The sequence below is a fragment of the Rhizobium binae genome (genome assembly GCF_017357225.1).
GTDB classification, from domain to species: Bacteria; Pseudomonadota; Alphaproteobacteria; order Rhizobiales; family Rhizobiaceae; genus Rhizobium; species Rhizobium binae.
In genome coordinates this window covers 692,086-716,537 of sequence record NZ_CP071604.1, presented here as the reverse complement: position 1 = coordinate 716,537, position 24,452 = coordinate 692,086, and the positions used below count along the sequence as shown (strand labels likewise).

Annotated in this window: 29 protein-coding genes; 6 read left to right on the top strand and 23 right to left on the bottom strand. The window is 61.7% G+C overall.

Annotation, left to right across the window (positions count from 1 at the left end):
• Positions 1 to 99 precede the first annotated feature (99 nt).
• The 13 genes from fliP to flgF all read right to left on the bottom strand — a co-directional run bounded on the left by fliP (position 100) and on the right by flgF (position 9,023).
• On the bottom strand, positions 100 to 837 hold the full coding sequence (fliP, locus tag J2J99_RS03530) for a flagellar type III secretion system pore protein FliP (RefSeq protein WP_168295957.1): 738 nt from the start codon (positions 835 to 837) through the stop codon (positions 100 to 102).
• Positions 834 to 1,340 (bottom strand): flagellar basal body-associated FliL family protein, encoded by a 507-nt coding sequence (locus tag J2J99_RS03525; RefSeq protein WP_168295956.1) that lies wholly within the window; start codon positions 1,338 to 1,340, stop codon positions 834 to 836. The genes fliP and J2J99_RS03525 overlap by 4 nt, the downstream gene beginning before the upstream one ends.
• A gap of 12 nt (positions 1,341 to 1,352) precedes the next feature.
• On the bottom strand, positions 1,353 to 2,069 hold the full coding sequence (flgH, locus tag J2J99_RS03520; RefSeq protein WP_168295955.1) for a flagellar basal body L-ring protein FlgH: 717 nt from the start codon (positions 2,067 to 2,069) through the stop codon (positions 1,353 to 1,355).
• Positions 2,066 to 2,605 (bottom strand): MotE family protein, encoded by a 540-nt coding sequence (locus J2J99_RS03515; protein ID WP_168295954.1) that lies wholly within the window; start codon positions 2,603 to 2,605, stop codon positions 2,066 to 2,068. Before J2J99_RS03515 ends, flgH begins: the two co-directional genes overlap by 4 nt.
• Positions 2,602 to 3,723, bottom strand: coding sequence for a flagellar basal body P-ring protein FlgI (locus J2J99_RS03510; protein ID WP_037114477.1), 1,122 nt, complete (start codon positions 3,721 to 3,723; stop codon positions 2,602 to 2,604). Before J2J99_RS03510 ends, J2J99_RS03515 begins: the two co-directional genes overlap by 4 nt.
• On the bottom strand, positions 3,720 to 4,202 hold the full coding sequence (gene flgA / locus J2J99_RS03505) for a flagellar basal body P-ring formation chaperone FlgA (protein ID WP_168295953.1): 483 nt from the start codon (positions 4,200 to 4,202) through the stop codon (positions 3,720 to 3,722). Before flgA ends, J2J99_RS03510 begins: the two co-directional genes overlap by 4 nt.
• 16 nt (positions 4,203 to 4,218) lie before the next feature.
• The gene (gene flgG / locus J2J99_RS03500) at positions 4,219 to 5,007 is read right to left on the bottom strand and encodes a flagellar basal-body rod protein FlgG (protein WP_168295952.1); all 789 of its coding nucleotides are present in this window, start codon (positions 5,005 to 5,007) and stop codon (positions 4,219 to 4,221) included.
• 19 nt (positions 5,008 to 5,026) lie between these two features.
• On the bottom strand, positions 5,027 to 5,368 hold the full coding sequence (gene fliE / locus J2J99_RS03495; RefSeq protein WP_010029464.1) for a flagellar hook-basal body complex protein FliE: 342 nt from the start codon (positions 5,366 to 5,368) through the stop codon (positions 5,027 to 5,029).
• A 3-nt stretch (positions 5,369 to 5,371) separates the two neighbouring features.
• Complete coding sequence (flgC, locus tag J2J99_RS03490) at positions 5,372 to 5,788, bottom strand: flagellar basal body rod protein FlgC (RefSeq protein ID WP_168295951.1); 417 nt, start codon at positions 5,786 to 5,788, stop codon at positions 5,372 to 5,374.
• 5 nt (positions 5,789 to 5,793) lie between these two features.
• Positions 5,794 to 6,186: a flagellar basal body rod protein FlgB gene (flgB, locus tag J2J99_RS03485; protein ID WP_168295950.1), complete on the bottom strand. Its 393-nt coding sequence runs from the start codon at positions 6,184 to 6,186 to the stop codon at positions 5,794 to 5,796.
• A gap of 159 nt (positions 6,187 to 6,345) precedes the next feature.
• Positions 6,346 to 6,888: a flagellar protein gene (locus J2J99_RS03480; protein ID WP_168295949.1), complete on the bottom strand. Its 543-nt coding sequence runs from the start codon at positions 6,886 to 6,888 to the stop codon at positions 6,346 to 6,348.
• Positions 6,889 to 6,890: 2 nt separating this feature from the next.
• Entirely contained in the window at positions 6,891 to 8,285 is a 1,395-nt protein-coding gene (gene fliI / locus J2J99_RS03475) for a flagellar protein export ATPase FliI (RefSeq protein WP_168295948.1), read from the bottom strand.
• Between the two features lie 3 nt (positions 8,286 to 8,288).
• Positions 8,289 to 9,023: a flagellar basal-body rod protein FlgF gene (flgF, locus tag J2J99_RS03470; RefSeq protein WP_168295947.1), complete on the bottom strand. Its 735-nt coding sequence runs from the start codon at positions 9,021 to 9,023 to the stop codon at positions 8,289 to 8,291.
• A gap of 253 nt (positions 9,024 to 9,276) precedes the next feature.
• Here flgF and motA point away from each other — a divergent pair, with 253 nt between their 5' ends.
• From motA to J2J99_RS03440, 6 genes are all read left to right on the top strand, one after another.
• Positions 9,277 to 10,149, top strand: a complete 873-nt coding sequence (gene motA, locus J2J99_RS03465) for a flagellar motor stator protein MotA (RefSeq protein ID WP_168295946.1) — start codon at positions 9,277 to 9,279, stop codon at positions 10,147 to 10,149.
• Positions 10,150 to 11,100 (top strand): FliM/FliN family flagellar motor switch protein, encoded by a 951-nt coding sequence (locus J2J99_RS03460; RefSeq protein ID WP_168295945.1) that lies wholly within the window; start codon positions 10,150 to 10,152, stop codon positions 11,098 to 11,100.
• Between the two features lie 65 nt (positions 11,101 to 11,165).
• Positions 11,166 to 11,741, top strand: a complete 576-nt coding sequence (gene fliN, locus J2J99_RS03455) for a flagellar motor switch protein FliN (RefSeq protein ID WP_168295944.1) — start codon at positions 11,166 to 11,168, stop codon at positions 11,739 to 11,741.
• 27 nt (positions 11,742 to 11,768) lie between these two features.
• Positions 11,769 to 12,809, top strand: coding sequence for a flagellar motor switch protein FliG (gene fliG / locus J2J99_RS03450; RefSeq protein WP_168295943.1), 1,041 nt, complete (start codon positions 11,769 to 11,771; stop codon positions 12,807 to 12,809).
• A gap of 227 nt (positions 12,810 to 13,036) precedes the next feature.
• Complete coding sequence (gene flhB / locus J2J99_RS03445; RefSeq protein WP_168295942.1) at positions 13,037 to 14,116, top strand: flagellar biosynthesis protein FlhB; 1,080 nt, start codon at positions 13,037 to 13,039, stop codon at positions 14,114 to 14,116.
• A gap of 5 nt (positions 14,117 to 14,121) precedes the next feature.
• Complete coding sequence (locus J2J99_RS03440; protein WP_168295941.1) at positions 14,122 to 14,562, top strand: hypothetical protein; 441 nt, start codon at positions 14,122 to 14,124, stop codon at positions 14,560 to 14,562.
• Between the two features lie 53 nt (positions 14,563 to 14,615).
• Here J2J99_RS03440 and visR read toward each other — a convergent pair whose 3' ends face one another.
• The 10 genes from visR to J2J99_RS03390 form a co-directional block, all read right to left on the bottom strand.
• Positions 14,616 to 15,362, bottom strand: coding sequence for a transcriptional regulator VisR (gene visR, locus J2J99_RS03435; protein WP_168295940.1), 747 nt, complete (start codon positions 15,360 to 15,362; stop codon positions 14,616 to 14,618).
• An 8-nt stretch (positions 15,363 to 15,370) separates the two neighbouring features.
• Positions 15,371 to 16,117 (bottom strand): transcriptional regulator VisN, encoded by a 747-nt coding sequence (gene visN / locus J2J99_RS03430; protein WP_168295939.1) that lies wholly within the window; start codon positions 16,115 to 16,117, stop codon positions 15,371 to 15,373.
• Between the two features lie 384 nt (positions 16,118 to 16,501).
• Positions 16,502 to 18,193, bottom strand: coding sequence for a flagellar basal-body MS-ring/collar protein FliF (gene fliF / locus J2J99_RS03425; protein ID WP_168295938.1), 1,692 nt, complete (start codon positions 18,191 to 18,193; stop codon positions 16,502 to 16,504).
• 188 nt (positions 18,194 to 18,381) lie between these two features.
• Positions 18,382 to 18,771 (bottom strand): chemotaxis protein CheT, encoded by a 390-nt coding sequence (gene cheT / locus J2J99_RS03420; RefSeq protein ID WP_168295937.1) that lies wholly within the window; start codon positions 18,769 to 18,771, stop codon positions 18,382 to 18,384.
• 16 nt (positions 18,772 to 18,787) lie between these two features.
• Positions 18,788 to 19,342: a chemoreceptor glutamine deamidase CheD gene (gene cheD, locus J2J99_RS03415; protein WP_168295936.1), complete on the bottom strand. Its 555-nt coding sequence runs from the start codon at positions 19,340 to 19,342 to the stop codon at positions 18,788 to 18,790.
• Positions 19,339 to 19,728, bottom strand: coding sequence for a response regulator (locus J2J99_RS03410; RefSeq protein ID WP_004672258.1), 390 nt, complete (start codon positions 19,726 to 19,728; stop codon positions 19,339 to 19,341). Before J2J99_RS03410 ends, cheD begins: the two co-directional genes overlap by 4 nt.
• Complete coding sequence (cheB, locus tag J2J99_RS03405; protein WP_168295935.1) at positions 19,729 to 20,772, bottom strand: protein-glutamate O-methylesterase CheB; 1,044 nt, start codon at positions 20,770 to 20,772, stop codon at positions 19,729 to 19,731.
• Positions 20,769 to 21,677: a protein-glutamate O-methyltransferase CheR gene (cheR, locus tag J2J99_RS03400; protein ID WP_168295934.1), complete on the bottom strand. Its 909-nt coding sequence runs from the start codon at positions 21,675 to 21,677 to the stop codon at positions 20,769 to 20,771. The genes cheB and cheR overlap by 4 nt, the downstream gene beginning before the upstream one ends.
• On the bottom strand, positions 21,674 to 22,141 hold the full coding sequence (locus J2J99_RS03395; protein WP_168295933.1) for a chemotaxis protein CheW: 468 nt from the start codon (positions 22,139 to 22,141) through the stop codon (positions 21,674 to 21,676). Before J2J99_RS03395 ends, cheR begins: the two co-directional genes overlap by 4 nt.
• Before the next feature lie 4 nt (positions 22,142 to 22,145).
• The gene (locus tag J2J99_RS03390) at positions 22,146 to 24,437 is read right to left on the bottom strand and encodes a chemotaxis protein CheA (RefSeq protein WP_168295932.1); all 2,292 of its coding nucleotides are present in this window, start codon (positions 24,435 to 24,437) and stop codon (positions 22,146 to 22,148) included.
• Between the last annotated feature and the right edge of the window lie 15 nt (positions 24,438 to 24,452).

The window sequence follows — 24,452 nt, the reverse complement described above, 5'->3', positions numbered from 1 at the left end:
CGATCCCGCGGGGTTTTCTTACTGCAAATATTCAAGTGTGTTATGGCGTCCTCTGCGCGTCTGAAAAGACGCGCGGCGCTGTAGAGACCTGGCCGGCGATCAGCTGAACGAGCGCACCAGGCTACCGACCAGCAGGTTCCAGCCGTCGATCAGCACGAAAAAGAGAATCTTGAACGGCAGCGAGATCGACGTCGGCGGCAGCATCATCATGCCCATCGCCATGGTGATGGTCGCGACGATGAGATCGATGACGAGGAACGGCAGCACCACGAGGAAGCCGATTTCGAAACCGCGGCGGATCTCGGAAATCATGAAGGCGGGGATCAGCACCCGGTAATCGATCGGATCGGTGGTCTGGATATTCTGGCCGCGTTCACGCGCCAGATCAACGAACAGCGCCAGGTCCTTGTCGCGGGTATTGGCCGCCATGAAGGTGCGGAAGGGTTCGGCGATGCGCTGGACCGCCTCGGTCTCGTTGATCTGGTTGGCAAGCAGCGGCTGCACGCCGTTCTGCCAGGCCTGATCGAAGGTCGGCGACATGACGTAGAAGGTCATGAACAGCGACAGCGACAGCAGGATCATGTTGGAGGGGGTCGAGGAGAGGCCCATGCCCGAACGCAGGATCGAGAAGGCGATGATGAAGCGCGGGAAGCTCGTCACCATGATCAGGATGCCCGGCGCGACCGAAAGCACGGTGAGCAGGCCGAAGGTGCGAATGATCCAGGCAGCGACGGAGCCGTCGACCGGCACGTTCAACAAATCAGTCGGCAGCTGCTGCGCCACCGCCAGTTCCGGTACCGCCATCATGGCGGCAAGGAAAATTATAAATCGAATCATTCGATGACAAATGTCCTGAACATGACCTTCGATACCCGCCCTTGCGAGCGAAGGTCAACACGTTCCTGGATGTCATCCTTGAGATATTGAAAGCCCCGCGGCCCCTCGATCTGCTGGAGGGAAACGGTCCTGATATAGGCCAGGATATCCTGGTGAATATCCTCGGCAACCTTGACGTCAGGCGGCCCGTTGAACAGCAGCGCGACTTCCAGCCGCACCCAGTTTTCCGAGGGGTAGGCGAGGTTCGAGGTGATCGGCTCGAGCTGGACGACGTTGTTGGCCTCGGTCGAGATGCGCGCCAGGCCTTCCTCGGCCTTCTTTTTGGCCTCGGCCTCCTTGGCCTCTCCGACCTCCTTGGCGACCTTGATCTCGGGCGCGACGATCGTGCCGACCGCCCAGCCGCCGCCGGCGCCGAGCAGGGTCAGGATAGCGACGCCGATGATCGTCATCAGCGGGCCGGATTTTTTCTTCGGTTGACCTGCGCTTACGTCTGCATCTGCCATCGTTATTCGGCCTCAAAGCGGCGAGAAAAGGTCGACGGCCTGCTGGCCGCGCGGCGGCTGCTGCACTTCCATCAGGCGGCCGCGACCGCCATAGGAGATGCGGGCTTCGGCGATCTTGTCGTAGGAGATCTGGTTGTCGGCATTGACGTCCTGCGGACGCACGATGCCGGCGACGTTCAGGATGCGCAGCTCCTGGTTCAGGCGTACTTCCTGCGAGCCCGAAATGACGAGGTTGCCGTTTTCGAGAATGCCGGTGACGACGGCCGCGACCAGAAGGGTGATCTTGTCCGTGCGCTCGATCTTGCCCTTGCCGTCGGTGCTGGTATCGGAGCCGTAGGTCAGGTCGGTCTTGGATTCAGGCGTCCAGCCGAAGATCTGAGCGTTGACATCCCAGTTCATGCCGCTCGAATTCGTGCGGCTGCGGTTGGTCTCGTTGTCGAAGGAGGCCTTGTCGTTGATCTGGATGTCGACGGTCAGGATGTCGCCGACGTTCAAGGCGCGTGCGTCCTTGAAAAGGGCGGCCTGCGAATCGCTCCACAGCGAATAGCCCTGTGCCACGGCGCGCGGCTGCTTCGGATAGAGGGCCATCTGCGGCGTCTGGCCATAGGCAAGGCCGCTGCCGATCGGGCTCATGGCGGGCGCCCGGCCGATCTCGCTGACCGCCGTCGGAGACTGGCAGCCTGCAAGGAGTGCGAGGGCGGCGAACGCGGCCGGGAAACGCATGTTCATGAAGGATCCTTCGAGGTATTGGGATCGGACGCACTGGCGATGATGCTGGCGATGGCCGCCGCCTTCTTCGGGTCCATCTCATTGAGGATGAGGCTCGACTGGCGCGGGCTGAGCCGCATGATCACGGCGGAGGCCACCTCTATATTCATATCCTGCAGCTGGAGCGCGGCCGCATCCGGCTTCATCTTCTTGTAGATTTCAGTGAGACCGGCTTCCGCCTGTTTCAGGAAATCGTCGCGCCGCTTCAGCCAGTCCTGGTATTCGGCCTTGCGCTTGTCCATCTCGGCGACGCGGGCGTCGATGTCGGCGCGAAGCTTTTCCAGTTCCTGCTTCTGCAGGAGATAACGCTGATCGCGGGCGGGATCGGCGATGTTGGTGCAGAACTGCTTGATCTCGTCCTGGGAGGTGATGTCTCCCTCCGGATGCTCCTGCGCGAAGGCGCTTGGGATCGACAGCAGGACGAGGCCTGCCGCCGGCAGCGCCAGCCGGCGCAGCAGCTGCAGAACCGTCATGTCGTGGTTCAGGATCGTCTTCATTGCAGCACAAGCTCCGCCTGCAGGGCGCCCGCCGACTTGATGCCCTGGAGAATGGCGATGATGCCATCCGGTTTGACGCCGATATTGTTGAGGCCGGCGACAAGGGTCCTGAGGTCGGGACCGTCGATGATGGCAACGCGTCCGCCGGTCTGCTCAGCCGCGATATCGGTCTGCGGCTGGACGGCGGTCCGACCTCGCGAGAAGGGTTCGGGCTGGATGATCTGCGGCGTCTCGGTGACCTGGACCGTCAGGGTGCCGTAGCTGACGGCGACCGGCGAAACGCGGACATCGGAGCCGATGACGATCGTTCCGGTGCGCTCGTTGATAACAACCTTGGCCGGCGTATCGGTTTCGACGATGAGGTTTTCGACATCGGCCATCAGCCGGGTGAGATCGGCCGTGCGCGGCTTCTGGATCACCACCTCCTGCGAATCCTTGGCTTCGGCGACCGGACCGCCGAAGCGCGCCGAGGCATAACCGTTGACGATGTCGGCGATGCGGATCGCCGTCGAGAAGTCGGGGTTGCGCAACTGCAGCACGAGATTGACCGAATCCTTGAATCGGGAGGGCAACTCGCGCTCGATGATGGCGCCGCCCGGCACGCGGCCGGCGGTGGTCACACCTTCGGTCACGGTCGCGGCCTGGCCCTGTGCCTGAAAACCGGAGACGATGACGGCACCCTGCGCGACGGCGTAGATCTGGCCATCGGCGCCTGACAGCGAGGTCATGACGAGTGTGCCGCCGCGCAGCGACGTCGCGTCGCCGAGCGAGCTCACCGTCACGTCGATACGGCTGCCGGGACTTGCGAACGGCGGCAGGTTGGCGGTGACCATGACGGCGGCGGTGTTTTTGGCGTTGGACTGGCCGCCCTGCGTCGAGATGCCGAGATTCTGCAGCATCGCCCGCATCGACTGCTCGGTGAAGGGCGAAGAGCGGAAACCGTCGCCCGTGCCCTGCAGGCCGACGATAAGGCCATAACCGATCAGCTGATTGTCGCGGCCGGCCTGGAGAGAGGCAATATCCTTGATGCGCGAGGTCAGCGCCCAGGCGGGCGCGACGTCGGCCAGACTCATGGCGAGAACCGCGGCAAGGGTCAGGAAACGGAACAGCAATCTCATTTTGCCCTCACATGGACCGTGCCGTCCGCAAGCACCGTGCCGCTGACGATGACGCCGGAATCCATATTGCGCGCGCGGATGAGCTGCCCGGTGGCGCCGTCTTCGAGCGGCGTGCCGGCGGCCGAGATCGTCATTGCGCCGAGCGAGAAGACCAGGCGGATCGAAGAGCCGCGTGTTACCGTATAGGGTTCGCGCAGACCCGAAATCGCAATGGTGCGGCCCGGCAACAGCGTGCGCTTGGAGACCAGGCCTTCGACCTGGGAAATGGATTTGGCAAAATCGCCGGCAAGGTTGGGGTTGGTGACCTCGACCTCCTGAAGCTGGCTGGCCGACAATGTATCGCCGGGGTAGATGATTGTCGTCGGGACGACGGCATAACCCATGCCGGCGTCGGCGCCTGCGGGCACCACGATCCCCGCGATTGCGATCATGGCTGCCGCCACCCATCCCGAGATGTGTCCTGCCCGGCAAAACATCATGTTTCGGCCCTTCCCTTTACTTCAGGTTCTTGCTGACGATGGAGGCCATTTCATCAGCGGTGGTGATCACCTTGGAGTTCATTTCGTAAGCGCGCTGGGCCGATATCAGCTCGGTGATTTCCTTCACCGGGTCGACGTTCGAGGACTCCAGATAGCCCTGCTTCATGTAAGCGAAGCCTTCCTCATCGGGACTGCCGACGACAGCCTCGCCGGAAGCCGCCGTTTCCTGGAAGAGGTTGTCGCCGATCGGCTGGAGGCCCGCCTCGTTGACGAAGTCGGCAAGCGTCAGCTGACCAAGCACGGTCGTGGTGGTCTGGCCGGGCAGCTTGACCGAGACCTCGCCGGAGCGGCTGATGGTCAGTTCGGTCGAACCCTGCGGCACGGTGATGCCCGGCAGGACTTCATAGCCATCGATCGTGACGAGCTGGCCCTGGTCGTTCTTGTTGAAGGCGCCGGCGCGGGTATAGAGCGTGGTGCCGTCGGTCGACTGGATCTGGAAGAAGCCCTTGCCGATCAGCGCCACGTCGAGATCGTTGCCGGTCTGGGTGAGTTCGCCCTGGAGATGCAGATTGCGCACCGCCGACGTCTGAACGCCGAGACCGATATTGGCGCCTTCCGGGACCACGGCCTGGTTGGCGCGGTTGGCAACACCCTTGGCGCGTTCGGTCTGATAGAGCAGATCGGTGAACTCGGCGCGGGCGCGTTTGAAGCCTGTGGTGTTGATGTTGGCGATGTTGTTGGCGATGACTTCCAGATTGGTCTGCTGGGCATCCATGCCCGTTGCTGCAATGGCGAGCGCTCTCATGTGTTCGTCCTCAAATCAGTTACATCTGCATCTTGGTGACTTCGAGAAAGGCCGAGACGACCTTGTCGCGGATGGCAATCGCGGTCTGCAGCGTCTGCTCGGCCTGAAGCATGGAATCGACGACTTCACGGGTCGTCGCCGTGCCCTTGATGCCGGCAAAGGACATGCTTTCAGCGCCTTTCAGGCTGTTGACGGCTTCGGTCGCCATGTTGCCCATGACGGAGGCGAAGCTCATGCCGTTGGCCGCACCCGCGGTGCCGGGCATGGTCGTTGCGGACGATGAGGCGGAATTCTCGGTGTCGACGGCGCCGAGCGCGCGGGTCATCGAGAGGTTGCTGACATTCTGGACGCTGCTGATCATTTATTATTGGCTCTTCAGAAGATCGATCGTGGACGAGATGAGGTCGCGGGTCTGCTTGATGGTCTGCAGGTTGGCGTCGTAGGAGCGGTTGGCTTCACGCATGTCGGCCATCTCGACCAGCACGTTGACGTTCGGCAGCTTGACGACGCCCTTGGCGTCCGCCGCCGGGTTGCTGGGGTCGAATTCGGTGCTGAAATCGCCCTCGTCGACACCGACCTTCTTGACGTTGACCGTCTCGACGCCGCTTACGCGGTCCATCTGCTGGCCGAAGGTGATCGTCTTGCGACGATAGGGATCGGCGCCGGGCGTGTCGCCGGTCGAACGGGCGTTGGCGATGTTTTCCGAGACGATGCGCAGACGCGTCGATTGCGCCTCGAGCCCCGAACCGGCGATTTTCATAGCTGCGGAAAGCGGATCCATGACAATTACTTCCTGACGGTCATCAGCATCATGCGGTTGAAGGAGCTGACCAGCGAGGTGTTAAGATCGTACTGGCGTTTGATGTCACCCGACTTCGAAAGCTCCTCGGCCAGTCCGACGGTGTTGCCGGATTCCTGAATGCCGATTTCCTGGTCGAGCGCGGCGTCCTTGACGTCGATATCGCCGGTCTCGCTGAAATCGTTGCCGCTGAAGTGCGCCGGGTTGGTGCGCGCCATGGTAATGTCGGACTTCTCAAGCACGGCGTCAAAAGGCGTGACGTCCTTGGCGTGGAATTTCGGGGTATTCGCATTCGCGATATTGCCCGCGACAACCTGCTGACGGATCGTCAGCCATTCCGCCTGTCGCGAAGCCAAGTCGAAAAGTTGGATCGGTTGCATGAGAACTCTCCGTTTTTACCAACCCGAACCTAGTGCGGTAATCTTGCGTGGGACTTACCGGAAACCGGGCTGGGCGGCGCTTTCTCGGCGAGGCCGCAAAGAGAGGGGCTCCTGCCGGTTTGCGGCGGAGCCCCTGTTGCCATCGGCTTGCGAAGAGGTTCAGTCGTTCTTGTAGATCTCACCCTTCGAAGTAATGATCACCCACTTGCCGTCCCGCTGCTCCAGCGTCGCAAGGCGGCTTTCGTCGGGCAGGATCGAGCCGATACGCACCACATACATGCCCGAGGGGTCCTCGATTAACGCCCGGCCGTTGGAGACATGCAGCAGGCGGAAGGAAGATTTGCCGGGGAACGGCTGCTCTTCCTGCAAGTCGCCGCCATCGCGTGCTTTGCCGAGATCGGAAACCGTTGCCGTCGTCAGCGGATCGATCGGCGGAACCTTCTTGGTTGCCTCATTCTTGTTGACCATGGCCAGCGGCGAGACGCTGAAGACGTTGCGGGCCGGCCAATCCGGCAGATCGCGCGAATTGCTGCTGGCGGCGACATTGATGCCGAACTTGTCGGCATTGAAGAAGACGTACCAGGGGAAAAAGGCCGAAGCGCCGGCAAGCGCCAGGCCGGTGTAGGTGAGAAACCGATCCAGCATGGCGGCCTTCCTGCGCTGCTTCAGCGAAGCAATGCGTTCGTCGTCGAATTCAACCACGTCTATCTCCTCTGGATGGGTGCGCCCTGATTGCCCATGCCGGCTGCGGCCTTCAGCGCGCCGGCGAGGTCAGCAAAGGCGTCGACCGATTCACGATCGCCCGGCGCCTGTTTCAGGACGTCGTAGATGATGGGGACCTGCTTGACCGCCATGTCGAGATCGGGATCGGCGCCCTGGCGGTAACCGCCGATCAGGCGCAAGTCTCGCGTCTCCTCGAAGCGGTGAATTAGCACTTTCAGCCGCGATACCAGCTTTTCCTGGTCCGACGTCCAGGCCTTGCGGGCAAGACGCGAGATCGAGGCGAGCGGATCGATCGGCGGATACCGCCCCTCTTCGGCGAGGCTGCGCTGCAGGACGATATGACCGTCGAGGATGCCGCGCGTCGAATCAGCGATCGGGTCGTTGTGATTGTCGCCGTCGACAAGGATCGAGATGATCGCGGTAATCGTGCCGGTGCCCTCGGGGCCAGGACCGGCGCGTTCCAGCAGGCGCGGCAGTTCGGTGAAGACCGACGCGGGATAACCGCGCGCGATCGGCGGCTCGCCGGAGGCGGTTGCCACCTCGCGGATCGCATGGGCGAAACGGGTGACGCTGTCGACGATGAAGAGGACGTTCTCGCCCTTGTCGCGGAAATGCTCGGCAATGGTGATCGCCGTCAGCGGCGCCATCTTGCGCAGCATCGGGCTCTCGTCACTGGTGGCGACGACGGCAATCGCCTTCTTCATGTTGCTGCCGAGCGTATCCTCGATGAACTCGCGCACCTCGCGGCCGCGTTCGCCGACGAGCGCGATGACAACCTTGTCGAAGGCGTCGGCACGGGCGAGCATGGACAGAAGCGTCGACTTGCCGACGCCGGATCCGGCGAAAATGCCGAGGCGCTGCCCGAGGCAGAGCGGCGAGAAGATGTCGATCGCGCGCACGCCGGTCTTGAAACCGGTCCCGACCCGCTGGCGGGTCATCGACGGCGGCGCAGTGTTGGAGATCGAGCGGCGATCGAGGCCCTCGGTGATCGGACCCTGCCCGTCGATCGGCTCGCAGAGCGAATTGACGGTGCGCCCGCACCAGCTGTCGGACGGCGAAATGCGGAAGGCGCCCTTGCGGATAACGGTATCATCAATGCCGATCGGCTCGCCGGGTTCGATCGGGCAGACGTAGATCAGCTCCGGCTCGACACGAACGACCTCGCCGAGATGGACGCCGGAGGCCGATTTATGCGCCACGAACTCGCCGAGACGAACATGGCGGGAAAGACCGCGAACGGTGTAGTGGCCGGCGGCAATGGTCTGCACGCGACCGCCATGGGCCACCGCGAACTCCGGCGATGCATATTGGTCGACGAGACCCGCCAGATGCGCCAGCTTCGGGGAAAGGCCGTCCTCGGACAGTAGCGTGCTCATGTTTTAGCGGCTGCCCCCGAGCGTCTGCACGGCTTCCTTGAATGAATCTTCGCTGTCGCGCATCAGCGACGAGATGCTCTCGAAGGCGCGGTTGACCTCGATCAGCTGGGTAATCTCGCGCATGGCGTTGACGTTGGAGTTTTCCAGATATCCCTGCTCGACGCCGACATTGAAGCGGTCGACCACGGCGCGCGGTTGGTCGGTGGTCATGATGCCGCTGTTTTCGTAACGCAGGTAACCCTTGCTGATATCGGCCTCGAACAGCCCGAGCGATCCGACCTGACGGCCGGCCTGATAGATGATGCCGTCGGTGCCGACCGCCGGCTCGCCGGCTTTCGTATCGAGCTGGATCGGTGCGCCGCCGGCGTCGAGAACCGGATAGCCGCGGATCGAGACGAGCTCGCCGGTTTCTTTCAGGGTGAAGCGGCCGTCGCGCGTCAGCACGCGGCCTGCCGGCGTATCGAGCGAAAACCAGGCATCGCCCTTGACGGCGAAATCGAGCATGTTGCCGGTGTGCTGCAGCTCACCGCTTTGCTCGTTCAGATAATCATTACCCTGGGAGACGAAGGCAACCTTGGTGTTCAGCTTGTTCTTGGTGGCCGCCACCATCTCGTCGAACTTAACCTCGGTGGCGCGAAAACCGGTCGTGTTCACGTTGGCCATATTGTCTGCGATGGTGTTCAGGCGCTTTTCGAGAGCCATCTGCGACGACAGAGAAACATAAAGACCGGATTGCATGTCGGAACGCTCCAAGCATTGGCGATGAACGGAACGAAAAGCCGGGCGTCGTCTGATCTGGTTCGGCCGGAATTTCGCTGAGGCGGCATCTCAGAAACGGGCGCGAACGCCCATTCGTCTCCTTCAGATTGACGACAGATGCTTGCGCGAAGCTGGTAGGCTGCAAAGCCCGCATGCGGCCCGTTCATCAGCCTCACGCAAGGCAGAAACCCTATCCGTCTCAAAGAAAAGCAACGTTCAGATTGGGCTGACGATGAACATCATTATCGGATTTATAGTGACCTGCGGCTGTATCGTCGGCAGCTTCATGGCGATGGGCGGCGAAGTGGATGCGCTGTTCCAGCCCTTCGAATTTCTCATCATCGGGGGCGCCGGCCTCGGCAGCTTCATCATGGCCAACCCGATGAAGGTGGTGAAGGATTCCGGCAAGGCGCTCGGCGAAGCCTTCAAGCATGCCGTGCCGAAGGAGCGCAATTATCTCGACACGCTCGGCGTGCTTTATTCGCTGATGCGCGACCTGCGCACCAAGTCGCGAAACGAAATCGAAGCCCATATCGACAATCCGGCCGAATCGACGATCTTCCAGCAGGCGCCGACGGTTCTGAAGAACAAGGAACTGACGGCCTTCATCTGCGATTACGTCCGCCTGATCATCATCGGCAACGCCCGCAGCCACGAAATCGAGGCGCTGATGGATGAAGAGCTCAACACCATCATGCACGACAAGATGAAGCCCTACCACGCGATCCAGATCATGGGCGACTCCTTCCCGGCGATCGGTATCGTCGCGGCCGTTCTCGGCGTCATCAAGGCGATGGCCCACATCAACGATTCGCCCGAGGTGCTCGGCCACCTGATCGGCTCGGCGCTCGTCGGCACCTTCCTCGGCATTCTGTTGTCCTACTGCGTCTGCTCGCCGCTGGTCTCCCAGATCAAGGTCGTCCGCAACAAGCAGCATCGCCTCTACGTCATCGTCAAGCAGACCCTGCTGGCCTATATGAACGGTTCGGTGCCGCAGGTCGCTCTCGAATACGGCCGCAAGACGATCTCGGCTTACGAGCGTCCGTCCATCGACGCCGTCGAACAGGAAATGATGAACCCAGGCGGCGAAAACAAGGCGGCTTAAATGACCATGAGCGATGCTTCGCATGACAAACCGGCAATGGATCCTGCCCTTCTGGCCAAGCTGACCGGCGGGCTTGGCGACAGAGGCCGCGTGTCCAAGATCTGCAGCGCATTCGGCGAGGTCTACAGCGAGTTCTTTCCCGATGTCATCAAAAGCGAGACCGGCCTCGATGTGACGGTCAATTATCTCGGCTGCGAGATCGGCTACAAGAACCACCTGATCGATGACCTCAGCGCCAACGTCACCCTCGTCGATGCGACGTTGCGCAACTGGTCGCAGAACATCACGCTTGCCTGCGGCAATGGTTTCGTCATCACGCTGATGGAGCACCTGCTCGGCGCCACCGCTGATACGATCGAGGAGCCGGCCGACCGGATGCTGTCGATCATCGAACTCGATCTGGCGGTCATGGTGTTCGACAAGATCGCCAAGGTGCTGCGCTCGGCGGTCAACGCGCCGGGCGGTTTCGAACCGAGCCTTTCGGCCCCGCACGCCCATGACACGCGCGCCCGGCCGCCGGAAGACAAGCCGGACGAATTCGCCGCCGCCATCAACATGTCGCTCACGCTTGCCGGCATCGTTTCCGAATTCTCGCTGATCGTTCCGCAGACGGCGCTGCTCAAGACCAAGGTGACGCCGCCGAAGCCGAAGCGCCAGCCCGCCGGCGCCTCTCCTGAATGGACGGAGCAGCTCGGCGACCAGGTGCGCCGCTCGCATGTCACGCTCGAGGCCAGGATCAGGCTGCAGGACCTGACACTGCGGACGATATCGAAGCTGATGGTCGGCGACGTCATCCCCTTCCGCGACAGCGGCGAGGTGCGCGTCGAGGTCAGCGCCAACAGCAAGGAATTGTATGTCTGCGAGTTCGGCCGCTCAGGCGAAAACTACATGGTCCGCGTCAAGGATACGATGAACTCTGATGACGAACTCATCCGTCATTTAATGAATTAGTCGGTTCTCTGGCTTTTGGGCTGCAAAGGCAGTTTGAGGCAAGTTTCAACTGGAATAGTAATTTCATGGCAACGAAGAAAACACAGCAGAACAGTGACCTCTCCCTGGATGTGCCGGGCAGCGAAGCGGATCTCGACCAGGCGATCGACGATCTGCGCGGCGTGCTGAAGCAGGATGCCGATGGCGACCTGTCGCAGTTTGGCGGCGACCTGGAGAATGATGCCTTCGGAGCAGGAACGGATCTGGCCGCCTTTGGCGGCGAGATCTCGGATTCCCCTTTCGGCGGCGACGATTTCGGCGGCGATTTCGGCGCTGGCAATGCAGGCACGGATTTCGGCGGCAGCTCTTCGTTCGAGGCGTCGCCGGCCCCGCTCGGCAGTGCGCTGACGTCGAACTTCGAACTGATCATGGACATTCCGATCGATGTCCAGATCATGCTCGGCACCAGCCGGATGCAGGTCTCCGGCCTGATGAATCTCAACGAAGGGGCGACGATCGCTCTCGACAAGAAGATCGGCGAACCTGTCGAGATCATGGTGAACGGCCGCCGGATTGCACGCGGCGAGATTACGGTGCTTGATAACGACGACACCCGATTCGGCGTAAAACTGATAGAAGTTATGAGTACAAAAAAAGCCTGATCCCTGTGGGGACGGAGAGGTTAGACCATGATGGACTTTGACGATTTCGGCGGCGCGCTAGCCGGGAAACCGTTGACCCAGGCTGAAAAGGCGGCGGCGGTCCTTCTCGCCATGGGAAAGGGTGTCGCCGGCCGGTTGTTGAAATATTTTACCCAGGCCGAGCTGCAGACCATTATCGCATCCGCCCAGTCGCTGCGCGCCATTCCGCCGGATGAACTGCTGTCGCTCGTCTCCGAGTTCGAGGACCTCTTCACCGAGGGCGCCGGACTGATGGACAATGCCAAAGCGATCGAGGCTATTCTGGAAGAAGGCCTGACCCCCGACGAGGTCGACAGCCTGCTCGGTCGCCGCACGGCGTTCCAGGCCTACGAGACCTCGATCTGGGATCGCCTCAGCGAGGCGGAGCCGGCATTCGTCGCGCAGTTCCTGCTGCGTGAACATCCGCAGACCGTCGCCTATATCCTTTCGATGATGCCCTCCTCCTTCGGCGCCAAGGTGCTGCTGCAGCTTCCCGACAACCGCCGCGCCGACATCATGAACCGCACCGTCAACATGAAGGCCGTCAGCCCGAAGGCTGCGCAAATCATCGAGAACCGGGTGATGACGCTGCTTGCCGAGATCGAGGCAGAACGCAACGCAGCCGGCTCGACGAAGGTCGCCGACCTCATGAACGAGCTCGACAAGCCGCAGGTCGACACGCTGCTCACCTCGCTGGAATCGATCAGCCGCGAGGCGGTCAACAAGGTCCGGCCGAAGATCTTCCTCTTCGAGGACCTCATGTACATGCCGCAGCGCAGCCGCGTCCTGCTCCTCAACGACATTTCGACCGACGTGCTCACTGTCGCGCTGCGCGGCTCGCCGGCCGAGATCCGCGAATCGGTTCTCTCCGCCATCAGCCCGCGTCAGCGCCGCATGATCGAATCGGATCTGCAGAGCGGCATGGGCGGCGTCAATCCGCGCGAGGTCGCCATTGCCCGGCGCGCCGTGGCGCAGGAAGCGATTCGCCTGGCCAACTCAGGCCAGATCGAGCTCAAGGAGAAGGAAGGCGACGCTTCGGCGGCGGCCTAGTCTTCCGAGACTGTTGACAAATCCGGCCGCCCGAAAGGCGGCTGTTGATCGCCCTGCGACAGACGACTACCCTTCATCGATAGGCCGCGCTCTATCGCGCGTCGCAGAAAACCCGGTTTTCGCGACGCGCTACAGCTGTTTGTTTTGGTGCATGTCGTCATCCCAAAACCGCTGCCTTTGGGTGGCATGCATTCGCTGCGCCTGTTTCTTTGACGGAGGGCCGCGACTTGGCAGACGATGACAAGGACAGCAAAACAGAAGCCCCGACCGCGAAAAAGCGAAGCGACGCCGCGGAAAAAGGCAATGTGCCGTTTTCGCGAGAACTGTCGATCTTCGCGACCATCCTTGCCACTTTCATCTATCTGGTGTTCTTCCTTCCCGAAAGCGTCGGGCGCATGAGCGAAACGCTGCGCGACATTTTCGAGCAGCCCGACCAATGGAAAATCGAGACGGGACCGGACATTCTGGCGCTCTTCGTTCGGCTGGGCTGGGCAGGCGCTGCACTGGTGGCGCCTGCCTTCATCCTGTTCATGGTTTTCGGCATCGCCTCCTCGATCTTCCAGAATCTGCCGACACCGGTGCTGGAACGGATCCGGCCGCAGGCATCACGCATTTCTCCGGCCAAAGGCTGGACGCGGCTCTTCAGCCTGCCCGGCCTCGTCGAGTTCGGAAAGTCGCTCTTCAAGGTCGTCGTCGTCGGGGTCATCCTGTTCTTCGTGCTCAGGAGCGAATATTTCGGATCGATCGACGCGATGTTCTCCGATCCGCAGACAATCCTCGTCAGGATGATGACGGCGATGCGCAAGATCATCATCGTCATGCTGATCGCAACCGCGATCGTGGCGATCGCCGATCTTTTCTGGACGCGCCATCACTGGTTCACCGAACTCAAGATGACGCGCCACGAAGTGAAGGAGGAAAACAAGCAGGCGCAGGGCGATCCCTTCGTCAAAAGCCGGCAGCGCTCGCTGATGCGCGACAGGGCGCGCCGGCGCATGATCGCCAACGTGCACCGCGCAACGCTGGTCATCGCCAACCCGACGCACTACGCTGTGGCGCTGCGTTACGCGCGTGAGGAAAACGACGCCCCAGTGGTGCTGGCAAAGGGCCAGGACCTCATTGCGTTGAAGATCAGGGAGATCGCCGAGCAGAACGGCATCCCGGTGTTCGAAGATCCGCCGCTTGCGCGCTCCATGTTTGCGCAAGTCTCGGTCGATAGTGTCATACCGTCAGTCTTCTATAAGGCCGTTGCGGAGCTCATACACAGGGTCTACGCCGCAGACGCCAAGAACAAACGGGTAAGATAAGCCGAATGAAAAAATGCCCTCACTCTGCCCAGCGTGAAAAGATCCTCGCAGACGCGATCAGCCCGGTTGCCACTGAACTGCGCCTTCTGGATGCCTCTGACCTTATTTCACTGCTGCGCTTCGAGTATTACGGCAATCTGGCCGATCTCGTCGCTTCGGCCGCAGAGCTTTTCTTTCATCCGGGCACGGTCAATTTCGGCCTGGGCGGAAACTATACGCTGGAATGGGGTGGCAAGCCGGAGGTCGTTCTCGACCTGGAAATCAAGCCGCGCGGCGTTACCGTCTATGCGCAGCTGACCCTTGCCGAAGATCATGCCGGCATCGAAATCAACCACATCGCCTTCCAGGATCCCTCTCCCGACCCCGACGAGAATACCGTCTTCTTGGAAAGAAGTCTTCGGCAGGCCCGTTACAGCCTGAAACCGCCGAGCGCGCTCGCCAGCTGATCGGCCTTGATCAATTACGCTTTCGCGCCTCTGTCAAGCCGGCAGGCTCGGCTTCAGCTGATGTAGCCAAGCCGGATCGCCTTGGCGATCGCCTGGATGCGGTTGACGGAATCGAGCTTGATCGTCGCCGAGCCGAGATAAGCGTTGACCGTGTGTACGGACAAGCCGAGCTTTTCGGCGATCTCTTCGCTGATGCGGCCGTCACCGGCAAGCTGCAGACAGGCGACCTCACGTTCGCTCAACGCCTCGGCGGCGGCCGTGCGGCGCTCGTCGAGCGAGAGCAGATCCATCATGATATGGCTGCAACGGCCGTGCAGCTCGACGATCATATCGCTTGAAGGATCGATATCGTCGCCGGTAAATAGAATGAAGCCATTGCCGACGGCGCCGAGCCGCACCGGAAAGGCAAGCCCGGAAAAAGGCAGGATTCCATCCTTCAGGCGCGTCATGAATGGCGCGAAGTCGGCCGGGCCGGGGGCCGCCCGATCGTGAGCACCGGCCCAGGAAAGCGGAAGCAGCGACTTTTCGAGATGATCGAGAAGGATATCGCCATAGGCATCCGTGAAGGCCTTGCCGAAACCGGCATTGGACGATCCCCAGTTCTCGAGTTCGCAGACGAGGCGCTGCTTTGCCGACAGGCCGGAGCCGCTGACGCGGTAAATCGCGAAGCCCTGAGCATCGGCGAGTTTCTGCATCGCGATCAGCCGCGGAAAAAGATCGGACCGGCTGGAAATCCTGTTCACCCGCACCATGCGGAGCGGATCGGCGCCGTTCATCACCCTGCTTGATGGATGCCCCATGGATCCCCCTATACGAGATTGTTGCGGACCGCGAAGGCAATGGCCTCCGACCGCGTCTTGGTCGCCGTCTTGCGCATCACGCTGGTGATATAGTTGTTGATCGTGTTGCGGGAGATTCCGAGGATCATCGCGATCTCGTCGCTGGTCTTGCCTTCGGCGATCCAGAACAGGCATTCCAGCTCGCGGTCGGTCAGCTCGAAATCGCGGTCAACTCTGGCGCCGCCGCAGCGAAGGAAGCTCGCGACATAGCCGGCAAGCAGGCCGACATCCCGCAGCCGCTCCGGCGACAGGATGAACCCTTCGCCGAACAGGAACATCAAGGCCAGCCGCGAGCGGCCGACATTGAAGGTCAATGAACAATATTGGCGGCTGGCGCCCTCCGGCGCGGCGGCGCTTTCGGGCAGCAGCGCGAAATTCGGCTGGAAAACCTGCATGCATTTTTCCAGCTCGGTGGAGCGGGCATAGCCGCTGACGAGATCGTTGGCGATGTCCTTGACCAGGTCGAAGGGCCAATCCGAGGAGACGACGAAATCGAGGCCGCTTTCCTGGATGAGATCACAACGTGCCAGCAGATAGTGCGAAGCGCCGACATACTCCGTCAGCGCGCGCAGACCGGACTGCAACCTGCCAGTGCCGGCGACATTGTGCAGCCGCTGGATCAGTTCATCGCGCGGCAACAGAGCCGGCGCCACTGCGCTTGCGAAATTCATTATCTGCCTCTCGCCTTTGCTCGCCTGAAATATGTTCATATCCATTGGCAACGTCCTGCGGCTGAGAAACGATCACGCTCGGTGCAACGGCAATTTTTCTGTAAAGGATTCAATTCATGTCCCGCTGGAATCCCACTTCGAATCACCCAAGGGTAAGCCAGCTGATGTAAAGTACCATCTCCGACTTCTAGGGATTTACTTTCTCCACCGTCCATGCGCTGATTCGAATGCCGATCATGCCTATGAAGACAGAGTCGAGGCTAAGGTGATTCTGGCCATACCGCAACTCGATTCGCGTTTTACGCGAGTGAGGCCAGCAACTTTACTCACCTTGGCCGAAGGGCGATACTGGGCTTTGCGGAGACCGGCAAGAGCCTGAACGGGAAGATCCGGCATGGACGTGAAAAAGGCCGGTTTCCCGGCCTTTTCTTATGCTGCTTCGTCGATTGCCCATTTCCGGAGGATTTTCGCGGCGCGCTCCTCGTTGATCTCGACCATGCGGGCGAGCTTGCGTTCCGGGCCTTCCTTGACGCGTCGGTTGAAGTTGCCGTCGTCGTCGCCGAGACTGAGCAGATCCTCGGTGCTGTCGAAGCCGAAGTCGGATCCGAAGCCGTCCATGAGAGCGCCTCCGGACACGCCTGCCGCCGGCGCAAAGTCCGGGAGCTCGAGGCCGGCCGCTTCCGGTGTGGCGTCGCCGAGAACGGCGCCTGCACCATTGCCGGTGACACTGCGGACCAGCGGGCGCAGGCCCATCCAGACCACCACGAAGGCGACCACCACGAAGGCGAGCGAGTTGATGATGCCGGCAAGATTGCGGCTCAGCATATCCATGACCCGGACACCGCCGGTGGCTTCCTCGAGCAATTGATTTTCCAGGAAGTCCATCGCCGTGACGGTGATGACGTCGCCGCGCTTGGCGTCGACGCCGGCGGCCGAAGCGACGATCTTCTGCATTTCGGCGAGATAGGCATCGATCTTGGCCTGATCGACAGGCTCGCCGACCATCTTGGCGATACGACCCTTGTTGACCACCACGGCGATCGACAGCTTGTCGACCCTGTAGCTGTTGCGGGTCGTCGCCGTCGTCCTGCTGTTGATTTCGTAGTTGGTCTGCTCTTCACGCTTGTCGGACTTGTCCTGCGATTCGGGGCCGCCGGAACCGCCGGCATCAGGGGCTGCCTGCGGAATGTTCTGCTCGACGGTCGTCGCATTGTCGGACTGCTTCTGCTGCGACTGCTGGGCTTCCTTTGTCGAACGAACCGAGCGCTCGACCTTGGATTCGGGATCGTAGGTGGTCTCCTGGATCTGCTGAGCGTCGGTATTGAGGTCGGCGGTGACGCTGGAGCGGAAATTGTCCATGCCCAGGAACGGCGCCAGCGCCTTGTCGATGTTGGATTCGACTTCCTGCTGAACGTTCTGGACGATATTGAGCGAACGGTTCAGCGAGCTGTTGCTCGCCTCGTCGCCGGAAGCCAGCAGCTGGCCGGCTGAATCAAGAATCGTCACATCATCAACATCGAGCCCCGGCACGGCCGAGGCAACGAGATGGCGGATCGAGGTCGCTGCGCCGCGCCCGGTGGCCGCGCTCGCGCGTATCATGACGGAGGCCGTCGGCTTCTGCTCCGCCTTCCGGAAGTTCCCGACCTCCGGCATGACGATGTGGACACGCGCGGCCGTGATGCCCGAGATCGACTGAATGGTGCGGGCGATTTCGCCTTCCAGTGCGCGAACCCGCGTCACTTCCTGCATGAAGGAGGTCAGACCGAGCGAGCCGACATTGTCGAAGAGTTCGTAACCGGCATTGGCGCTGTTTGGCAAGCCGCGCTCGGCAAGCATTAGGCGGGCCTTGCCCGTCATGCCGGCCGGGACGGTGATGCTGGCGCCGTCCGTGCCGACCTGGAAATCGATATTGGCTTCGGCAAGGGCCATGCTGATCTGGTTGAGATCGGGAGAGTCGAGACCGACGTAGAGCGTTTCCTGTGCCGGCTTGTTGACGAAAAGGGCAGCCGCAAGAATGATCGCGATGGAAACGGCGCCGACGCCTCCCAGAATCATCAGCCGCGTTCGACCCAGGGCAGCAAAGTTCTTAAAAATCTGAACTAATTGATTTAACAGATTCATTCTGTTCTCGCACGATCCGTCAAAGACAAAGCAGGCTTATTGCCTCATCTGACGAATAATCGGCGAAACTTGTGCGAGCGTTTCGTGGAGCGCGCGGGAGCGAAAGGCTCACCCCTGCCATGCAACGATTTTACGAGAACGATCCTCGGTTAAACGAAGGCCGAAGGCGGGAGAAGCGAAGCTGAATGCTAGAAGAAATCAAAGTCGCCGGCCGCCTTGCTCAGCGGCTGGGAATGGCCGTGGCGGGTGGCGCCGCCCAGCGCCTTCTGCATCTCGGCCAGCTTGACGAGGCTCAGCGCCGTTGCGACGTCCACCGTCCAGCCGAGCGGGATTTCGCCGGTGATGGTGTCGATGAATTCGGCAAGGCCGCGCGATTTCTGCACCGCCAGATCGATGCCCTGCATGACCTTCATGGCATCAGGCGAATTCAGAACTTCGGCTCCGCCGAGCTCGAGAAGCTGCGGTTCGATGCGCTCGATCAGGTAGGCGACATCGTGCAGTTCGGACACGATGCGCATAAGGATGTCGCTCAACGCTTCGACAGGCGCGGGTGGCTCCAATACCGGAGTGAATGTCATATCAAAATCCTCGCCCTCAAAAAAATTCGATACTGGTTTCGACGGGCTTCTGCGGAGCGGCTGGACGCTGCTCGAGAGCGACGGTTCTCTGCGTTTCGGCGCCGGTCAATGGATATTGCCGGGCACGGCCGGAAACCGGCCAATATTCGAGCTTGCGCCCGTGCTCTCCGCCGGTCGAGGAGCCGACCACCGGAATGCCTTCATCCCTGAGGAACTGCATGGCGAAGGCCGCGTTCTGCTCACCGACATTGGAGAAGGTCGAGATCGTCTTGGCACCGCCGAAGATCTTTGCCTCCAACCGGTCGCGCCGGGCGCCCTGCTTCAGGAGACCGTTGATCAGCAATTCCATCAGATGCACGCCGTAGCGCGTGGCATCCCCGCCTGATGTCGGCGAGGTCGCCGAACCTGGCAGCAGAAAGTGGTTCATGCCACCGACGCCGGCGACAGGGTCTCTGAGGCACGCCGCCACGCACGAGCCGAGAATGGTCGAGAGGACCGCATTCGGATCGCTCAGAACCTTATACTCGCCTTGAATGATGTGCACGCGGCGGGCTGCCCCATCAGCGATCATTTCAAGGCTCCAAACACGGCTTCGATGGCCGCCTTCATCTTCTCGATCGTGAACGGCTTGGCGAGCACGTTGTTGGCGCCGAGCTGGGCTGCCTTCTGCACCAGCGCGCGATCGCCCTGGGCGGTGAGGATGATGAAAGCCGCCTTCTTGGTGTTCGGGTTGGTGCGCACGGCCTGAAGGAAACCGATGCCATCCATCTTCGGCATGTTGAAGTCCGAAATCACCAGATGATGCGGCTGCTCGGTCATGATCTTCATGCCCTGCTCGCCGTCGCCCGCCGACGTGATCTGCTTGAAACCGAGCTGTGTCAGCGCGTCGCTGAGCAGCAACCGGCTCGTTACCTGATCGTCGACGATCAGAACTTTGATTTTCTCCGCGATCGACATTTATTCGGTCCCTTCCTTTCGGGCGGCTGTCATTTTCAATATTTCCTCACCGATGGCAGACAGTGGGAGCTGCTGCTCAACGGCGCCAAGTTCGTGCGCAACCCTTGGCATTCCGTAAACGACACAGGTTTTTTCGTTCTGGCCGAGGGTTCTGGCGCCGGCGTGACGCATTTTCAACAATCCGGCAGCGCCATCGCGGCCCATTCCGGTCAGAATCACGCCGACGGCGTTGCGGCCCGCCAGTTCCGCAACTGAATCAAAGAGTACATCCACCGACGGGCGATGGCCGTTGACCGGGGGGCGGTCGACGAGGCGGCAGCACGGCGCCGAAGCGCCGGTGACCTGGAGATGGCGTTCGCCGCCCGGCGCCAGATAGATCTTGCCGATCTCGAGACGGGCGCCGTCGGTCGCTTCCTGCACCACCGGCGCGCACAGCCGGTTCAGCCGTTCGGCAAAGCTCCTGGTGAAAGTCGGCGGCATGTGCTGGGTGATGACCGTTGGCGGGCAATTGGCCGGGAATTTCTGGAGCACGGCAATCAGCGCCTCGACGCCGCCCGTCGACGAGCCGATCGCGACGATCTTGCGACCGACGCGGAAATCGGCGACGGAGGGCGGCGGCGCGGCGGCCGCCACGGGCTGGGAAAACTGGCGCTGGGTGCGGGCGGCGGCCTTGACCTTCTCGGCGAGGTCGCCGAAGGGCCTGGGTTCGCCCGGCCCCGGCTTACCGACACAGTCGAATGCGCCGATCTCAAGGGCTGCAAGCGTCGCCTCGGCGCCGCGATGGGTCATCGTCGACACCATGATGACGGGCATGGGCCGCAGCGTCATGATCTTTTCGAGAAAATCGAGGCCATTCATGTTCGGCATCTCGATGTCGAGCGTCACGACGTCGGGATTCAGGCGCTTGATCGCTTCGCGGGCTTCCAGCGCATCGCCGGCCTGGCCGATGACGTTGACCTCCGGATCGGAGCTCAAGACGGCTGTGATCAGCCCGCGCATGGTCGGCGAGTCGTCAACGACCAGAACCCTTGCCGGCGCGCTCATGCCTTCCTCCCAGGACCCTTGGTCGTGTAGCGGTAGGTCGTGATGCCGATATTGTCGAAGACGTGCTTCGCCTCGCCGGACACGCGCTCGGAATGGCCGATATAGAGATGGCCGCCTTCCGGCAGCAGGCCGGCGAAACGCTGCCAGATCTTCATTTGCGTCGGCTCGTCGAAATAGATGACGACGTTGCGGCAGAAGATGACGTCGAACTTGCCCTTGAATGGCCACTGCGCCATCAGGTTCAGCTCATTGTAGGTGATCAGCCGCTTGACGCGGTCGTCGACCTGGAACTTCCTGCGGCCCTGCACTTCGACTTCGCTGAACCATTGCTTGCGCATGGCCGGCGAAACGGTTTCGAGGGCGCTCTCGTCATAGGCGCCGGCCCTGGCGATCGCCAGGATTTTCGGGTCGATGTCGGTCGCCAGGATCTTGAAGTCATAATCGGCGACATTCGGCATCAGCGACAGCACGGTGAGCGCGATCGAATAGGGTTCCTGCCCGTCAGAGGAAGCGGCCGACCAGATGCGAACCCTGCCGCCCGCTCTCGCCCGCTGCAGAAGCTCCGGCAGCACGTGGTCGCGCAGATGCTCGAAATGATGGTTTTCGCGAAAGAAGCGGGTGAAATTGGTCGTCAGATGCGACAGCATTTCGCGGCGCGGCGCGGCACCCGCCGGCGAAGCGACGAGTTCGCAATATTCCCGAAAGCCGGAAAGACCGAGATTGCGGATATGTTTCGACAGACGCGAATAGACGAGCGAAGCCTTCGTCTCGTTGAGGAAGATGCCGGCATCCGAGTAGATCATGGCGGCGATTTCCGTGAGGTCGCGGCGCGTCAGCGGATATTCTCCGCTCGCCAGCACCTCGTCGGCTCCCTGCCTCTGATCCTTTGCACCCATTGCACTCATGCGGCTTCGCTTTCGGTCTCGGAAAAGAGGGCTTCAAGTTCGATCAGGCAGATCATGCGCTTGTCGATGGCGAGAATGCCTCGGGCAAATTGGCGCTCGAGGTCGGAGGAAATTTCCGGCGTCGGCTGAATGACCTCGTCGGTCACCGTCAGAATGTCGGAGACGGCATCGACCAAGAGGCCGACGACCTTGCGACGGACCTGGGCGACGATGATGACATGACGGGCGGTCGGATCGGCCGGCTTCATGCCGAGGCGGGCGGCGAGATCGATGATCGGCAGCACCGCGCCGCGCAGGTTGATGACACCAAGCATATAGGCAGGCGAGTGCGGCATCGCGGTCGCCGGGGTCCAGCCCCGGATTTCGCGAACCGACATGATGTTCACGCAAAATTCCTGATCGCCGATCCGGAACGCGATCAGCTCACGGTCCCCTTCGTTCAGACTTTTTACGGAGTACGACATTGCCTTATCCTACCGCTGCTAACGACATTTCCGCCTTGAGCGACTGGCCGCGCGAAGCGCCGACAACCGCGTCGACATCGAGGATGAGAGCCACGCGACCGTCGCCGAGGATGGTGGCGGCGGCAATGCCCGGCACGTGGGTGTAGTTGGCTTCCAGGCTCTTGATGACCACCTGACGCTGCCCCTGGATGGCATCGACCATCAGGGCGCGCTGGCCGCCGCCTTCGGATTCGACCAGAAGCGCCACACCCTCGACCGGATTGGCCTGGGTCGCGCGGAAATTCAGGATGCGGCCGACATCGACCAGCGGGCAGAAGGAGTTGCGGATCGAGATCAGCCGGTGGTTGGCGCCGAAGGAGTGGATCGCGGCAGCTTCCGGCTGCAGGGTTTCGACGATCGCGGTCAGCGGCACCACCAGCGTCTGGCCGGCGACGGTGACCACCATGCCGTCGAGGACGGCGAGCGTCAGCGGCAGGCTCATGGTGAAGACCGAGCCGTGGCCCGGCTTGGAGGTGATGTTGATGCGGCCGCCGAGCGCCTGGATCGAACGCTTGACGACGTCCATTCCGACGCCGCGGCCGGAGATGTCGGAGATCTTGTCGGCGGTCGAGAATCCCGGCAGGAAGATCAGGTTGTCGATTTCCTCGTCCGACAGGTTGGCGTCGGCCGGGATCAGGTCGTTGTCGATCGCCTTCTGGCGCACCTTCTCGCGGTTGATGCCGGCGCCATCGTCGGCGAGCTCGATCAGGATGCGGCCCGAGCGATGCTTGGCGGTGAGGCGGACGGTGCCTTCGGTGTTCTTGCCGGCGGCCGCGCGCTTTTCCGGCGTTTCGATGCCGTGGTCGACGGCATTGCGGATCATGTGGGTCAGCGGCTCGGCCAGCTTATCGATGACGGTCTTGTCGACTTCGGTGTTTTCACCTTCGGTGATCAGGCGGATCGACTTGCCGGTCATGTCGGCGATTTCGCGGACGATACGCGACATACGCTGGAAGACCGGCTTCACCGGCTGGGCGCGGATCGCCATCACCGAGTCCTGGATCTCGCGGGTGAGCTGCTGCAGCTCTTCGAGGCCCATGTTGATCGAGGAGGTGCCCGTCGTGTCGTTCTCGATGACGCTCTGCGACAGCATCGCCTGGTTGATGACCAGTTCACCGACAAGGTTGATCAGGCGGTCGACACGGTCGAGATCGACGCGGATCGTCTGGCCGGCACCGGCGGCATTGTTCTGGGCAGCGGCATTTGCTGCAGCCGCTGCTGCGGCGGCTGCCGATTCCTTCTTCTCGACGCGGGCCGCGGCTGCGGCCATCTGCGTGACGTTGGAAGCGGTTTCGGCGGCGGCAACGGCCGCAGCCGTCTCGTCAGCCCGTGCGCCGGCGGAAGCCTCTTCCATTGCGCTCGTTTCGTCCAGGATCGACAGGTCGAAAGGAACCGGCACCATCGGCAGTTCCTCGTTGGCGCCTGCATCGCCGGCCGCTTCGTCGACCGGCTTTATCGTCAGCTCGCAATCCCACTCGGCGAATTCGAAGACGGTGCGGATGGCATCCTCGCCCTTGTCCGTCTTGATCGTGATGTTCCAGAAGAAGTAGGCGCCTTCCGGATCGAGCTCCTCGAGGCCCGGCAGCTCGTCCATGTTGCAATAGATGGTCATCTCGCCGAGGCGGGAGAGGTCGCGCAACAGCAGCGTTGCGTCGTTGCCCTTGGAATAGAGCTCGAAGCGCGGCTTGAACGTGACTTCATACGCCGGCAGGTCGGAGCCCGCTTCGTCGCCGCCGAAATCGTCGAAGGAGAAGGGGATCGGCTGAAAGCCGCTATCGTCCGTCGGCTTGGGAGCGGGCGCGGCAGCAGCCGGCGCGGGTTTGGCGGTGGCCCTAGGCGCAGGCGCCTCTGCGGCGGCCGACGGCGACGGTAGTTCACCGTTGGCGAGCGCTTCCAGCTCCTTGACGAGGCCGCGGCTGCGGCTCTCATCGACACTGCCGCCGTCGCGTGCGGCATTGGTCAGGTCGGCGAGCACGTCGGCCGACTTCAGCATCACCTTCAGGACGTCCTGGGTCGGCTCGAGCTTGTTGGAACGAACGCAATCGAGAGTCGTCTCGAACACATGGGCGAAGGCAACCAGATCATCAAGGCCAAAGGCGCCGGCGCCCCCCTTGATCGAATGCACGGCACGGAACACCGCATTGACGGTTTCCGGATCGCGATCGCCATCGTTCATTTTCAGAAGACCGGATTCCAGTTCGGCGAGCTGTTCCTCGCACTCCTGGAAAAAGATCTCTTTGATTTCGTTCATATCCATAGGAGCAAATCCTGG